The sequence below is a fragment of the Niabella beijingensis genome (assembly GCF_020034665.1).
Taxonomy (GTDB): domain Bacteria; phylum Bacteroidota; class Bacteroidia; order Chitinophagales; family Chitinophagaceae; genus Niabella; species Niabella beijingensis.
Map to the genome: position 1 here is coordinate 484262 of NZ_JAIQDI010000001.1, position 15396 is coordinate 499657.

Sequence of the window (15396 nt, forward strand, 5' to 3'; positions counted from 1 at the left end):
TTTTTAAACGTACAAATTGAAACAACATGCCTTACAAACCACCCCTATTATTTCAGGCTCCAGGCCAATGGCAAAGTACCAAAACTGAAAGCACCGGCCTCCCTCCCGGTCAGCAGCTGGTATTAATGTTTGCCACCCCCTACCTTACCAGTTGGGGAAATAAAAAAGAAAACTATGTACTTCAGCAAATTTACCAATGGGCAAACATCACATTAGCACTTGTCACCATACATCTCTCAGAATATTCATTATTTGAAGTAACCTGTGAACATGATTTCAAGGCATTTCAATATACATTACAGGGCTACGGATTTGCGGCACTTTACAATCATGGATGCATACCGCTCTATGAAGGAACATACACCCTCCAATACATACCAAAGGGCTCTCATAAAGTAATCTTATCAGCGGGTACCTATCACTATTTTTACATGATCTCTGACACCTTTCTGAGCACTCCCACAAGCATTGATCCACATATTGACGCACAAAATCAATATACTGAAAAAGGTAAAAACAATAGCGTAGTTACCAGATTACCAATGGATCACAGGGTAAAAGACCTCATCCGAAGACTGCTCGAATTGCCCGGTAACGAACCAGAAGTTCCATTTACAACAATCTCGATAATAACCAAATTAAATAGGCACTATTACCGGCAGATCAATAACATGGTCGGAGAACCAAAGCCGATCGATTTCCGGGCATGGGTAAACACATTTCTGGCCAATAACATGGACATTTCTGTAAGGCAGCTCATACAGAAAATAAAGCAGGATTTTTCGATGGAGGCGACTACGCTGCGGAACTACTGGATAAAGTCGGGGCATAAAAAGGACTCACCAAGAGCAAGTTTTAAAAAACTAAGATTTGAGTATGCCTTATATCTTATAGCAGTCGAAAATTTGTCAAGCAAACAGGCCCAGGAACAGTTAGGTTTTAAAAACCATTCAAATTTTGTAGAAGAATTCAATAACTATTTTGGTTATCCTCCAAACCAAATAGATAAATTTTTAATACGGTAAAAGTCCTCTTCTTCAAGACAAGATTACGGTAAAATGCAATTGTACACGACTTTCCAAACAAAAATTTTCATTTTACCGTAATAATGAATACAAATTTCCTTTGCAACTTTGTATTGGAAACAGTGCTGGAGGATTGCCCACGACTTCTTCGGAAGTTAATTAAATTCAAAAAGGTTCTTTAAAGGAAAGTTTAAAAAGTGAATAAAGACACAAACAGCCATGTCCAGGTCGCGTATTCATAAAAAGGATGGATATAGTCTTACTTCCTCGTCGTATTAAGATGCGGTAACAAAAGATTATCTGTCTTAAAAAGTTTATTGAGAGAGAAAGACCAGGCCAAGCTAGGTTACAGAACACATAGAATCAAGAAATGCCATGCACCTCTAAACATTGGTAATCATCCTGACCGACTATCAAACGGCTCTCTAGACAAATTTAAAGAAAAGAATAAAATATATTATTTCAAAAGCAACGATACTTGCTAAATAAAAGGCTTTATTTAATCGCAGGACTACCTCTTCGCCATCAAAGTCGGAATAGGTAAATATTCGGTACTGACAATTCGAGCCTAAAAGCAAGGATTCGCTCTAAAACAACAATAGTGGAAGTAATATTGACACATACCAACAAGGCAACCTGCACAAAGATATTATTAAAGATTTGTATCCTGATATTGCTATTATACTTCTACAGCCTCGGACTTCAAAAATGCATTGCACTATCCAGCTATCGATTTTGGCTAAACAGAGTTCCGGTTGCAAAAACATTTTCGGATATTCTTTATATAATTATACCAGTGTTACAACTCTTGCTTGCAGCAATGCTATTACACAAGAAAACCCGGATGGCTGCACTATATTATATAATCATCTCCCAATTAGCATACGTTGTATTAATAGGATACATATTCTATTTCACTCCATATTTAGTATGGCCGTGGCACCCATTTTGGACGAAAGCAGATTGGTTTGAGATTCTTTTGCTTACGTTGAGTACTGCATGGTTGGCATTTGTAAGTTTGAAATTGCATATGAAATTGCTAAAAATCGAGAAACGTTTATTTTAAAATAAAACAGCGGCCTACGAAAAAAGGGAATTGCTGAAACCCTCTAAAAAGTAAGCATTTTTTAAAATCAATAATCATGAGAAGGTTTTCATTCTTTCTGCTACTGGTCTGCTTATTGGCTACCACAGCATTTGTCTTCGCAAACAACAAAAAGTTTGCTAATGGCTTAAATCTTTACATTCAGGATGCTTCATCCAACTACGTCCAAATCTCAGATGGGACGATGGATTTTCTTCAGCTGCAAATTGCCTCACCTGGTCAAACCCAAGCTCAACTAAAGGGAAACGGAGCATCGGCACGTCCTCTTTTCCATGACAACGGCACAACCAAAGTTCCGGTTTCAGCAGTGGGTTCCTGGTAGTTCAAGAAAATCTCAAATTAGCCATAAAAGAAGCTGTTTCAAAAAACAGCTTCTTTTTTCTATTTCGCTAAACATGTAAAAAATAACAAATTTAATACCCATCATTTTGCGTCATATTTGCATTCTTTTTAAGCTCCCCATCTGGTATGGGATATAGTTTGTCTGTAGGCTGCCAATCACTTCCCTTTAACGTACCTAACAATCCATCTGCAAGACCCCAACGTTTTAGGTCCAGCCAGCGATTTCCCCATTCAGCAAAAAATTCGACTTGCCGTTCCTTAATCAATGCATTCATTATATCGTCAGGAGAAAGTGTCGTCTCCAATGGTCCCAGTCCCGCCCTTATACGAATTAAATTTATATCCTCTGTCGCCTTAGAATATTGGTTTTGTTTTATTAGCGCCTCAGCCCTGATCAAGTATTGTTCAGCAAGTCGTAATACCATATAATACTGCTTATAAGGTCCATTCACAATCGCCTCCCCCAATCCTTCTTTATATTTTCCAGGAAAATAATAGATCAAATTATCTACGGCAAACCTGGTACTATCCACCCAGGCATCCTTCCTGTGATCTTCCGGTTGAAGGCTATTTAAGAAAAAATCCGTTATCCAAACTCCAGGCTGATAGTCCGAATTGCGCGACAATGGACGAATAAAGTAGCCTTCTGGCGTTGCATTGTAAGTCCCTGATGTATTGTTCTGCTTTAACTGCCAAATCGCTTCCCTGCTTTTTGTGCCAAAAATATTTTCAAGAGGTTCCAGAGCCATTTCGGGGCTATTAATAACAGTAGTTGCCTCCTGTTCCGCATGGACCAAATCACCCATATAAAGATATACTCTTGCAAGAAGCGCTGTAGCAGCCGTTTTATTCGGAATGATGCGCTCTCCTTTGCCAACTGAATAATCTTTTGCGAGCTTTTCTTTCGCATCTTTCAGGTCTGCTACAATCTGTTCGTACACCTTATCCGTTGGTGCCCTGGCAAGCAAGTTTGTCTTACGCCAGTTGGATGTGGTAACAAGGGGAACAGGCCCAAAAAGGTTGACCAGATAAAAATTGCAAAATGCGCGTATAAATCGCGCTTCTCCAACAAGTTCAGCCTTAATAGAATCATTGATATTTGTACTGTTTTGTAGTCCTTCTATTATTGCATTTGCCCGGTAGACATTTGCATAAAGACTTTGCCAGAAATTATACCCGACAATTAAATTACCACTAAACAAATTATTTTTAGCAAATTGTGGCCCCTCTGTAGTGTTGACAACTGTTAATTCATCGGCACTCATTCCGCAATATACCGTTGTAGAATAGCTCGCAAAATTAGCGTTACCCGAAATCAATTCGCTATAAATTCCGGCCATTGCAGCAGTTGCCTCAGCGGGTGATGCGAAAACCTGTTCTGTTGTAATTGTACTAACCGGAGGAGGAATTTCAATTAACTTTTTGCACCCGGAAATATGCATTTGTAAAAATAAAAAGACTGTCACATGAATTATAAATTTATCAAACCGCTTCAAGCTACTATAATATGATAAAAGAGTCATAACAATAGGTTTAAAATTTTAATGAAATACCAAAAGTGAGGATCAGCGGCTTTGGTGGCGATCCGAAATTCTGCACTTCCGGGTCAAGGCCCTCATAATTCGAAATGATCAAAAGATTTTGCCCCTTGAAAAACGCACTGCAATCCGAAATGCCAAGTTTGCGACAAGCTGTTTCTCCCAGCCGGTAGCTTAGAACAAGGTTTTGTAACCGGATAAAGGATGCATCCGTCCAAACACCGTCTGAATTCTTATACTGATTAAATAGCACAGATGAAGGGTTGGTGCTAGGACGGGGAATAGCAGTAATGTCACCTTCTTGTTGCCAGCGGTCCAGAATAATTGAAGGATAGTTGTAAATGCCGCCAGGATAATTGACTGTTGATAAGACACTACGTCCTATTTGTTTTTTAAAGTAAAATAAAAAGCTTAACTGCCAGCGCTTATACGTAAGGCTATTATTTAAGCCGCCAAAGTATTTGGGAGTAAGATCCAGAAAATAAGTATCATCTTCATAGGGTTTGTTATTCTCTACTTTACCATTACCATTGCGGTCCTCGAAGCTGTAGTTTCCGGAGGATGGATCCACACCTGTATAGTGCAATACCCGGATTGTATTGAGCGGCTGACCAAGTTGCATCGCTCCATAATATGGAGATGCAGAAAAATTCGGATATGAAAGCAACCGGTTGCGATTCAGACTAATATTAAAACTTATATCCCAGTTAAGGTTCGTTGATTGCAGTGGTTTTCCTTTTAATATAATTTCCCATCCGGTATTTTCCACGTTGGCCGGACTATTCGTTGTCACAAAATCAAAACCCGAATACGTGGGAGTTGGTAGCGCAACCAGCTGATTATTGCAACGGGTCCGGTACCAGGAGATATCTGCCGTTATGCGATCCTTTAAAAATCCCAATGCAAAACCTACTTCCGTTTTATAGTTCACCTGCCATTGAATCAAAGAATCCAGGTGACTTGAAGGTATTAATGGCAATATGCCGTTATAAGATCTACCGGCAGGACCAAACCCCCAACGACTCAAAAACTGGTAATCTCCAACATCATCGCTTCCGGTAGTGCCAATACTTGCGCGAATCTTCCCAAAACTTAATGCTGGTATGGATCGCTTTATCCATGCTTCATCTCCAAATATCCATCCCGCCCCTATCGAACCAAAATTACCAAACTGCCTGCCGGGTCCAAATCGGCTGGAACCATCCCGGCGCATGTTAAGATTTAGAAGGTACCGTTCCAGCAGGTTATAACCAACACGTCCAAAAACAGCAGCGTATCTATAGTCGCCTCTGTTATTATATACATCCCTTTCAGGAGCATTATTTACGGATCGCAACAGCGCATCGTTAGCATACCCCCTTCCCTCCCACAGGGTAGAAGTTGACAAATGATTCTGCCAGGACCCTCCTGCAAGCAGGTTCAGTTTACCCTTTCCTATGAAACCGTTGTACTCTAACTGGGGTTCAACAATCTGATTAATGGCAATCAGATTACTAAACTGGTTGCTCCCTTTGGAATTATTTTTAGGATTTTTTGACCGAATGAGGTCCAGCTGGACCTGGCCGGATTGCAGGTAGTCATACCCCAGGTTGGTTTTAAAACTCAACCCCTTAGAGATTTCATAGCTGGTACTAAGGCTTGCATTCAGATTATTAATTTTAGACTCATAGGGATTTACAAGGCTACCAAACCGGTACAAATTATCCAACGGTGCCCAGCCCGCATAGTTCGGATTACCATCTGCATTCCAGATCGACGGTGCATTTGGAGGCAGCGTTGTTAACAATGGCATTCTCTTTAAGTTCACCTTTGATGATGCGTAAATAGTGGACAAATTGACACGCAATCGTCTATTTGTTGATTGATGGGCTACATTCGCCGAAAAGGATCCCCGTTGATTGGCCCCGCTATAGGTCGAAAGATCTTTTTGGCTGGAATAATCACCCGAAAGGCGAAAAGTGGTATAAGTGTTCCCGCCAGACACCGTTGCATTCGCCAGAATGGAGGATCCTCCGCTCATGAGTGCTTTTTGCCAGTTGGTGTACTTTGTAGTATCCCAAAGCACTAAATCCGGCGCATTTTTTGAATCAATGGGTAGGCCATCATTCTTTAATGCCTCCCTGCGCAAGGCAACGTACTGCTCCGTATTAAGCATATCGTACATTTTCGTGATTTCGGTGGCTCCATAAGATACATTCATTTCCAGGGTTGTCTTGCCGGGCTTTCCCTTCTTCGTGGTGATCAATATCACCCCCTTTGCACCCCGTGATCCGTAAATGGCAGTGGCGTCAGCATCTTTTAATACCTCGATGCTTTCAATATCGTTGGGATTAATATTAAAAAAAGGGCTTTGACCATTAGCAGGCCCTAAATTATTACTAGACTGGTTAACCCCGGTAGATCCGCCCGCATATGATTCCAGGCCATTCAAATTCAAAATGGTTAATGGCACTCCATCAATAACATACAGGGGGTCAGATGAAAAATTTGGATTGATTCCATTACGGCCTCTGATCTCGATTTTTACAACGCCGCTGGCATATCCGCTGGTATTTACAACATCTACTCCTGGACTCAGGCCCTGCAACACATTTAGCACATTCATCACCGGCTGCTTCGCAATATCTGCGGCTGTTACTTTGGAAATATTTCCTGTACGCAGCCTGTCGCTTGTAGTACCGTAAGCCTGCACCACCACCCTATCTAATTCATTAGTGGCATCCTTTAAGGTAATGTCCAACTCAGTGTTTTTTTTAACGGTCACAAATTGGATGGCATAGCCAATATAGCTAACGCGCAATTTGTCATCTTCTGTTACTGTGGGCAGCGTAAACTTGCCGGAGGCATTTGTTACGGAGCCCTTTCCCGTTCGGGTATTGGTAATGGTGGCACCGGAGAGCGGTTCTCCGGAGGAATTACGTACAGTGCCGGTAATTTCCCGGTACTCTTTTGGGTTGTTTTGGCTAATAGGGATGAGGTAAAGACATAGCAATGCCAGCACGCCCAGGAGCGCTTTCTTTTTCATTATACATGAATTTTTTGGTTAAGAAATCATCTTAAACCCATGTAATTATATCCCGGGGAGAGTACTTGTGTATTTTAAAATATTATGCTTCTTTCATAGAGTACTACAAAGCAGCCGGGGGCCGGCTCCATGAGATAAGCCGGCCTTTGGATGTGCTGCCGCCAGGGGTTTTTACCGTTGCCTTTAAATTTTACTAGAATGAGAATAACCGGTACCCTGGCAAAAAATTAATCTGGTTGGCGCGGAATAAGCGAATACCAGGTGTTGTAACTTGCCCGTTCACTGCCTCCTAAGCAGCAATGTCCGGAGCAACATAATTCTATTGAAAATAAAAATAGTTTTTTGTAATCAGCCTGCCTCATCTTGCCTTTTTGGTTAAGCAAGTCTCTTCAGCAGACGGGGCAATCGTAGTATTTTAAAACATATAGAGCAGGCCCCGTCTTACCGAACTGCGGCGCCGCGAAGAGCCTTGACCCAGTAAGCTGATAGGAGCCTACTCTATATGTTAAATTATATAGAGCAGGCTTTCACTATCATCTCGGGTCTGTTAAGTTCGCGGCTTTCAGTTCGAGACTCGTAGTGAAATCCTTCACATCAATGAAGAATCTCAAATTTATTGAATAATCGCTACAACATTTACATGTTGCAGAATTGTCGTAATAAAAATACGTAAAATATACCATAATGGTATATTTTATATTCAATAATCGATAAATTATACCAATTATCTAATATTTATCAAGACTGGCAAATTCTTATCTAATTTTTGATAATAAATTATAGATGAATGCCAAGAACAAAGCGAAATATTTCGAAAGAGCAAAAAGCGAATGAATTCAACCAACAATTACAGCACAAACTCAACTCTTTAAAAACAGATTTTGAATCGAATAAGGTTGAGAGTTTTGGAAAAATTAATGCTTTGATCCCTCCATCTGTATTTGCTCGTCAGCTACACATGGGTTACGAATCCTTCAAAAGCAAATGTAATAATCCAGGCGACTTCTCAAATAATGAACTTGTGCGAATGGCCGAATTAATTGACATTGATATTAACATTTTGATAAAGTTCATTTTCAAAATGATGAAATATAAAAACAAATTTAAGGCCGGAGATTCAATTAGGCTATAAAATTCCTACACAGAACTAAGACGAATTTTAAGTAACTTCGAGAACAATAAGGATGAATCGGAGAAAATGAGCTATTTGGGAAACTGCGGCCAATGTGACGTGAGTAAGTAAAATAGAAATAATTTTATATTTAAAATTGAAAACTATGGGCAGCGTAAATGCAATGCGCCGTGATGTTAAGAAATATATTGATACGGCTGATGAAAAAGTGGTAAAGATGGTTCATGCCATGTTAGAAGTAGATGCGGAAAATGACTGGTGGGATGGCATGCCGGATAATGTGAAGAAAGACGTGGAAGTTGCTTTGGTGGAATCTGAAAACGGCAAGGTAACCCCTCATGAGGAAGTACAAAAGCGATACCACAAATGGCTGTCAAAATAAACTGGACCAATCGGGCCTGGAAAACCTATGAATCCAACATCAAATACCTTCAGGATGCCTGGACACAGCGAGAGGTAAATAATTTTATTGAGCAAACCGATAAACTCATTTTACGACTTTCACGCTTTCCTCAAAGTGGCCGTTCACGGAATAAAAAGTACCAAAACATAAGGTGTGCTGTACTGCACAAAAGAGTATTACTTATTTATAAGTACAAACCCATAAAAAATGAAATTGATCTATTAGTATTTTGGAATACCTGGCAAAATCCCAAGAAGCTGTAAATGCACTTCCTTTAAATAACATAGGTCAAAACTGCAAAAATTTTCAAAAATCAAAAAACCACTATTGCATACCTAACAATTAATATAAGCAAAAGAAAGTAATTAGCCTCGGTGGCAACGGTGTTTTCCCAAAACAGCCATATAAAACAGCTACAAGAAGTAATTATTATTTACAATGCCAATGCGCTTTCTTTCTGGCTGAACAGCGGAGATCGGGTTTATACTCCCGCTTGATATTAATTAAAAAATTCCTAAAGTTATCCAGACACTAAGAATAATTTGGAGAACAACTAGAAAATAATTAAGTTAAACATTTCCAGGTTGGCAGAACCAACTTCTTAATACCATAGACATGAAAGCAATCAGATTATTACTATTTATCTTTTTTACTGCAACGGGAATTGCCAATGCACAGACCAACAAAAATCACTTTGTAGACCTACCTTCGCCCCATCAGGATACGACTTTTGAGCGCGTCTTGCAGCTGCTTCTTTCGAGCGACTATTTCGTTCTTTCGGCTGATAAAAGTTCGGGCCTCATCCAATGCAAAATCGTTATGGATGACAATAAGAGTAAGGTATTTACAAAGTTAAAAATAGATATTCTTGAATACAACCTGCTGATTCAGAACAACCGGAACAAAGGCTCACGGATATATATCCAAGCCAACGTTAAACAAAAGATCCGAAGTCCAAAAGTGAATGACGATGGCATCTATATTGATGACAATGGCGTAACCAAAAATCCAAAATATTATGATCCCATTATAGCATTCCTTAAATCCAATTTGATTTAACTTTTGAGCAGCAAATAAACATGAAGGTTATCCCACATAAAGGCGATAACCTTTTTGATTTAAATTTCAAGCATTTCCTTAAACCGTTGTCACTATAATTCGTGACAAGGAAATGATTAAAAAAATTTGAAATATGTCAGTTTTGGTTATACCTTAGAATTGCATTATAGACCTAATTGGGCTTCTCCAGTACCGTAACTACTGAATACCGGGGAACCCATTTTTTTAAAACTCCGTGCCAGTCAAGATGGCTGAATTTTGAGATTTTGTAACCCAGACTAATTATTTAAACTATGAACACTTCTACCAAAATTATTATCGTTTATAATAACGAAGCCCTTTCCTCCTACTTATGGATGCACAACGGAACCAAATGGTACCTGTTTCCATTTTTGGAAGGCCGGGACCTGTATCCATGCTTTGACAAAAAATTCACCCTACAAAATTTGAATTACAATTCACTGCCAGACAGCCTGAAGAAGGAACTGAAAGCGGATGATTTTGATAACAACATTAAGGTAATCTATTGTTTATAGACCAGACATAATCGTTGGCTCCCTGAGAACTTACTTGTATCCATTTTATTGAGGGAATGATCCGTCGTATGCCTTTGTTAGGTTTCCTACTGCATTTAAAGGATTTCTTTTGCTCAAATTATAAGAGATACCGAAAAAAGGTTTAAACACAAAACGTTGATGATATGCAATCTTTGTATTTTCCATAGAACCTCTAATCTTATACAAATCATCTGCAAGCCCCTGATCAGTTTTTTTATCAACGAGGGAATATTGGGATAGATCTAGGTAATTAGCCGGGCCTCCGCTGAACCCAAAGTGCACGATGAGCCTTTCAGTTTTCCCAAACTGAAGTGACAGGGAGGAAAGAACTTGTAAATTTTGATTAGTGCCATATGCAACTCCCACACTAAAGCCGGGTGTAAACCAACAAGTTCCAGTCCTCCACAACAAATTCACCATCCCGCCAAAAGCAAAACTATATCGACCAGCGTCCACTTTAGTGAGAGCAATAGTATCGCCCAAAGTCCGGGTGCCAGCGGAATCATAAAGAGCTAATTTATTATATGTAAAGTTGCTTATTCCCGATGCCAAAATCGCAACGCTAAAATCAACTTTCAGTCCTCCCTTAAGCCAAATATCATATGGCTGTACATCCGGCTCTTTTCCTTTAGTATTCAAATCAAACCTACTAACAGTATATCTAATCTTGTCAGCATTCCCAAGATTATTATTAAAGGGCAGCGTATAAACAACTTCAGTGCTTTTATTAATCTTGTCCAGCGCGTTGAGGACGTTAAGAAGTGTTCTATAGTTGTTATTAACTCGGAACACTACACTGTCAAAAACAGTGTTGGACAGTTGGTACTGATTAATATACGTATTGAGATTAACACACACATCCTGGATAAATTGAAACACGTTAGTTGCCTCCACATTCTTTTTTTTAATGTCCCCCTCAGTATCGTTTATACAATCAAAGTCTTTTAATTGATTTAGAAACCTAGAGTATTCAATCAGCTTATTTTGTAATAGTCGACCTATTTCCATAGACGCAATCAAAACAAATTGTTCTTTTTCACTCAATTGAGCAATTTTGCCCTCGTATATCTTCTGTACGTTTGAATACTGCTCATCCACAAAAACATCCGCATTTAAATTTGGGGATTCTGACTCCTTGCCTTTTTCTTTACCTTCAATTTCTTTAATTTTTTCAATCGTATTAGCTGCAATACCTTTTATTGAGGCCGCAGTAGTTTTTAAACCTGGGATCTCTTTATAATTGTCACAAACTATAACAGTGTTATTTAATACTGATACATTGTCATATTCCTTAAACAACGGTTCATAATCCTTAAATAAGACTGCCATTTTTCTACTTTGTTTAAAATACAGTTCCTCAAGCTCAGTAATTCTTTGGTTCAAACTGTCTAACTTTATGGAATCAAATTTTCTACCAGAATCACTGAATATCCTTCCTTCTTTATCATACTTCAGGTTCATTCTACTTGCATAGTTTACAACTTTATTCCATTCATCAACCAATGAGTCAAATATCGCTTTGTTCTCTCCTATTTCTTTTCTGGAGCGAGCCAAGGTCATCATTTTATTATCGGCTGTCGCAACTTTTTTAAGGTCGAAAATTACCAATGCTTCAATCGAACTCGCTGGAACAATTGAAGTATCCCTGAGTGCAGCCTGGGATACCACTTCCTGAGCATCGAAAAACTGCGTCACCAACTGATTATTAATCTTAAATCCATACCTTAACGGATTTATATTAATAATTCTAAAACTGGTTGAACGATTTACATTTACTGAAAACCTTTGTTGCTTAAATAACTTTTTACGTCCGCTATTATAACGTTCGATATAAATGGACCTCAAATCAGGAGAACAAGCATTTAATGTAATCACATCAGTGTAAGGGCCGCTTCCACTTACAGGAGACTTTTTCTGGATTCGTCTTGTAGCGGAGTCTGATTCATAGGACTGTGCACCTGCAAATCCAGTGAATAATAAAATTACGGCAAATAGCAAAGCGCATTTTTTCATAACAGAAAGTTTTGATAGTTTGAGAAGATAGAAAAATCCCGACAATGAGAAATAATTGGCCTCTAGAACTAATTTTAAAAAAATACAGTCTTGCAAAAAGCTTAAATCACTATTCTAAATCTAAATAATAGTCATTGAAACGGAACTATCATCATCCAAGATTTCTACATACTGAAGATTTTCAATATTTTTTTGGCTTGCCAAGGCGAATACCTCAGACTGGGTCGCATCATCCGCATCCTTAAGAATAATTAATTCTTTAAATATCCCGTCTGGAAGTTTAATTTTCCTTTCTTCGCTATCACGACTATTATCAATAAATAAACGCTGAATCCTAACCTCTTCTTCATATTGGAAGCGAGGCTTCAATGCAAAAGATATTGTCAATAATTGATTTAGGTTCGTGATTCCTGATGGATCGAATTCCAATTCAAACTTCTTAGTCTCTTCAGAATACTTAATCTTGCCCTTTTTACAATTGCCCTCGTTTGCTAAAATGCCTTCCAATAAATCACTATCAATACCTAAACAAATAATATTATTGCTTCCTTCATTTCTAAACGAATTCCACAAATTGAATGAATACTTACTTTCCGAAAGACTCATGATGCCTGTCCTGGCGAAGAATACTCCTTTTAACAGTTCCATAAATTTTGCGGGATTGGAAACTTTTTCCTCTGCCATTTTTCGTGCGAATTTCTGCTGCATCATGTCTTGTTGAAAAATAGACAATTTGCTAAGATCAACCCCATATTTGTTAGCGTTATAATTCATCCACCTCTCATATTCATCAAAATGATAGTTATTTAGGTGATCAGTAATTTTAAGTATGATATCAAACAACTCCATTTCAGAAAAACCATCCAAATCAAATGCATATTCACCATCCTTTTCCCATTGATCCGCCCCGTAGAAAAAAAGTTCATTTTCAGACAAAAGCCTTTTTGACCCACGGTCATTCCAATTAATGTATCGGTATAATAAATTTGCCATTTCCCTTAAACAAAATGTTTACAAATTATTTGAGCCTTAAATAAACAATCACGTAGGATTTAAAACTGTATTGTCAAAAGTTTCCAGATCAATTTGGAGGACAAGGAGTATTTATGGGCTGCATTGGTTAAATTTAGTTTGGTTAGTTAAATATACAAATAATTCAAATATAATAAAAGGGGAAATTTTACTCCGTATGAGAACATTTCCGATGATGGCCGCATTCAACATCTGTTGTGAAGGCAAATCGCATCCTTTCTTTAGGTTCCGAATAAACACTGTTCTTTGCCTTCGCCTGACTCATGATCCAGTCTACAAAAGCTTCAAAATAAGGCTTATTTAAAGTTGACTTATAACCCTGACCCTGGTTCACAATGGGCAATAAATAATCAGGAAGCGGCTCTGGATGATCTCCAAAATAATAAAAATGGTCAGAAAGTAAGGTATAAACTCCGCTCAAATCACGTCTACGGTTTTCTTCAACATGTACACTTTTCAACAATTTTGGCGGCTCGGTACTGAAATCATAAATGCAATCACCCACTCGCTCTTTGTAACTTTTACCACGCCAATTGGGTATTTTCTCAGGCAAGAATTTTTTACAATAAAGATCATACTCTGCCATCGTCATTTTAGCAGTAACCTCCATTGCGTACACAACTTTGTTCTCAAATCTGTGACGGGCAGATCCTGTTCCCACAATCCAATCCCCCACCTGGGCCACCTTGCGTATAACCGGTTTGCAAATATTAAGGGTACACATCCCCCAAAAAGGATTGGGGGCAGCGCCATTGTCAAATGGAATACAATATGAGAAAAGCTTTGCCAAAACAGAATCGTTTTATTGCATTATATTTCAAACACAATTTTGTAATTGCTACCATTCAGGTTAATTTCAAGAATTCCCTTTGTATGGTTTAATATGACCAGGTGCCCCAAATCAAATTCCTTGTGATGGTTTGGACATAGCAAGATAATATTACTGAGCGTTTCCCCTCCTTTTTTATGTTTTGCTTTGATATGCGCCGCCTCAATATATTTCTTACCACCTCTTTTCAAAATATATTTACCGCAAAGCTGGCAGGAAAAATCCCGCAAGATTTTTATTTGAGCAATTGTTTTATTATCCCGCCGGTAAGCTTTCCCACTAATATAGATCACTTCCGGTTCCTTTTCTTTAAGATTTTTTAAAGCATCCAGAATCTCTGATTTAGAAATTCCGGATTGCTCAATTTGTTCAATAATTTCTTCCTGCTCAATTTCATCCACAGATCGTGAATCTATTAAAGCACTATATCGCTTATAAATAAGCTTCATCGCTCTAAGATTCACTTTCCGAAGGCCCTCATAATATTTAATGTGCTCATCAAAAGCAAACAAAGCTTTTTCAAGAACCTTAGTACCATAATCTTTTAAAATATTTTCCAGAAAATATTCCATTGCCAAAGAATTCATTCTTCTTGTAAATCTCCGGCCTTCCATTAAACATCTAAAGTCATGAATATAGCCAGCAGTAGAATTTTTATTAGTCCCATACCTGTCAGCTAAAAAACTTATCCCCTCGGTGCGCCGTATTTTCTTTTCAAAAACCTGCTTTGAAATTTCATAACATTCTGATATGACATCGGGCATTTTATTTAGTCTTTTTTTATTTTAGGGCCAGCGTTCTAAATATTATAAATATAAAACGGGTTCACCAAGTTATTCCTGTAACTTCAAAAAAGAATTTGCCCCGTTATAACCTGAGTTTTTCAGATCATATTGGCATACTACTCTCAATTAAAGGTCCAAATAAGTAATGGATTCCGGTACAATATTTACCAACCCATCTGTTAGTAATTCTTCAACCGTACAGCCAGACCGGATCAACCAGTAAGAACTTTCTTCCGTATCCCCTTTTGCAAAAAATGGGAAACCCTCTACTACTTTCCCATCAGCAAACGCCATTGCTTTTGCTTTCAGAAAATTCGGTTGGGGTTTCTCTAAATCCCGTTCACCTAAATGAACCATGCCGCCGGTCGTTAATCCTTCCACAGTACAATCAGCACGAACCATCCAATAAGAATTTAAACCCTCTTTGGTTACAGCACAAATGGGAAAACCCTCCAGCATTTCACCCGTTGCAGGATCTTTAATTTTGGCTTTAAGAAGTTTTGGCGACATTATATTTTCAGCATCGGACCTCATCGCTATTTTTCTTCAAA

15 protein-coding genes are annotated in these 15396 nt (G+C 38.5%); 8 read left to right on the plus strand and 7 right to left on the minus strand.

Annotated features, from left to right (window positions below; translation table 11 throughout):
- Window positions 1–26 precede the first annotated feature (26 nt).
- The 3 genes from K7B07_RS01895 to K7B07_RS01900 all read left to right on the plus strand — a co-directional run bounded on the left by K7B07_RS01895 (window position 27) and on the right by K7B07_RS01900 (window position 2452).
- Window positions 27–1025, plus strand: coding sequence for a helix-turn-helix domain-containing protein (locus K7B07_RS01895; RefSeq protein ID WP_223706953.1), 999 nt, complete (start codon window positions 27–29; stop codon window positions 1023–1025).
- A gap of 601 nt (window positions 1026–1626) precedes the next feature.
- Window positions 1627–2091 (plus strand): MauE/DoxX family redox-associated membrane protein, encoded by a 465-nt coding sequence (locus tag K7B07_RS27855; RefSeq protein ID WP_420847739.1) that lies wholly within the window; start codon window positions 1627–1629, stop codon window positions 2089–2091.
- Window positions 2092–2167: 76 nt separating this feature from the next.
- Window positions 2168–2452 carry a hypothetical protein gene (locus tag K7B07_RS01900; RefSeq protein WP_223706955.1) on the plus strand — a complete coding sequence of 95 codons (285 nt, stop codon included), beginning with the start codon at window positions 2168–2170 and terminating at the stop codon, window positions 2450–2452.
- 91 nt (window positions 2453–2543) lie between these two features.
- Here K7B07_RS01900 and K7B07_RS01905 read toward each other — a convergent pair whose 3' ends face one another.
- Window positions 2544–3995 carry a RagB/SusD family nutrient uptake outer membrane protein gene (locus K7B07_RS01905; RefSeq protein ID WP_223706957.1) on the minus strand — a complete coding sequence of 484 codons (1452 nt, stop codon included), beginning with the start codon at window positions 3993–3995 and terminating at the stop codon, window positions 2544–2546.
- A 10-nt stretch (window positions 3996–4005) separates the two neighbouring features.
- Entirely contained in the window at window positions 4006–7035 is a 3030-nt protein-coding gene (locus K7B07_RS01910) for a SusC/RagA family TonB-linked outer membrane protein (RefSeq protein WP_223706959.1), read from the minus strand.
- Window positions 7036–7822: 787 nt separating this feature from the next.
- Here K7B07_RS01910 and K7B07_RS01915 point away from each other — a divergent pair.
- The 5 genes from K7B07_RS01915 to K7B07_RS01935 all read left to right on the plus strand — a co-directional run bounded on the left by K7B07_RS01915 (window position 7823) and on the right by K7B07_RS01935 (window position 10165).
- On the plus strand, window positions 7823–8167 hold the full coding sequence (locus K7B07_RS01915) for a hypothetical protein (protein ID WP_223706961.1): 345 nt from the start codon (window positions 7823–7825) through the stop codon (window positions 8165–8167).
- 145 nt (window positions 8168–8312) lie between these two features.
- Window positions 8313–8549, plus strand: a complete 237-nt coding sequence (locus K7B07_RS01920; RefSeq protein WP_223706962.1) for a hypothetical protein — start codon at window positions 8313–8315, stop codon at window positions 8547–8549.
- Window positions 8534–8833 carry a type II toxin-antitoxin system RelE/ParE family toxin gene (locus tag K7B07_RS27860; RefSeq protein ID WP_223706964.1) on the plus strand — a complete coding sequence of 100 codons (300 nt, stop codon included), beginning with the start codon at window positions 8534–8536 and terminating at the stop codon, window positions 8831–8833. Before K7B07_RS01920 ends, K7B07_RS27860 begins: the two co-directional genes overlap by 16 nt.
- A gap of 352 nt (window positions 8834–9185) precedes the next feature.
- Window positions 9186–9629: a hypothetical protein gene (locus K7B07_RS01930; protein WP_223706966.1), complete on the plus strand. Its 444-nt coding sequence runs from the start codon at window positions 9186–9188 to the stop codon at window positions 9627–9629.
- A 293-nt stretch (window positions 9630–9922) separates the two neighbouring features.
- Window positions 9923–10165: a hypothetical protein gene (locus K7B07_RS01935; RefSeq protein WP_223706968.1), complete on the plus strand. Its 243-nt coding sequence runs from the start codon at window positions 9923–9925 to the stop codon at window positions 10163–10165.
- 45 nt (window positions 10166–10210) lie between these two features.
- On the opposite strand, the gene K7B07_RS01940 is transcribed toward K7B07_RS01935, so the two are convergent.
- From K7B07_RS01940 to K7B07_RS01960, 5 genes are all read right to left on the minus strand, one after another.
- Complete coding sequence (locus tag K7B07_RS01940; protein ID WP_223706970.1) at window positions 10211–12199, minus strand: hypothetical protein; 1989 nt, start codon at window positions 12197–12199, stop codon at window positions 10211–10213.
- Between the two features lie 120 nt (window positions 12200–12319).
- Complete coding sequence (locus tag K7B07_RS01945) at window positions 12320–13192, minus strand: hypothetical protein (RefSeq protein ID WP_223706972.1); 873 nt, start codon at window positions 13190–13192, stop codon at window positions 12320–12322.
- Window positions 13193–13379: 187 nt separating this feature from the next.
- A complete protein-coding gene (locus K7B07_RS01950; protein ID WP_223706974.1) occupies window positions 13380–14021 on the minus strand; it encodes an Nmad2 family putative nucleotide modification protein in 642 nt (213 codons plus the stop codon).
- A gap of 20 nt (window positions 14022–14041) precedes the next feature.
- The gene (locus tag K7B07_RS01955; protein WP_223706976.1) at window positions 14042–14824 is read right to left on the minus strand and encodes an HNH endonuclease; all 783 of its coding nucleotides are present in this window, start codon (window positions 14822–14824) and stop codon (window positions 14042–14044) included.
- A 147-nt stretch (window positions 14825–14971) separates the two neighbouring features.
- On the minus strand, window positions 14972–15355 hold the full coding sequence (locus K7B07_RS01960) for a hypothetical protein (RefSeq protein ID WP_223706978.1): 384 nt from the start codon (window positions 15353–15355) through the stop codon (window positions 14972–14974).
- Between the last annotated feature and the right edge of the window lie 41 nt (window positions 15356–15396).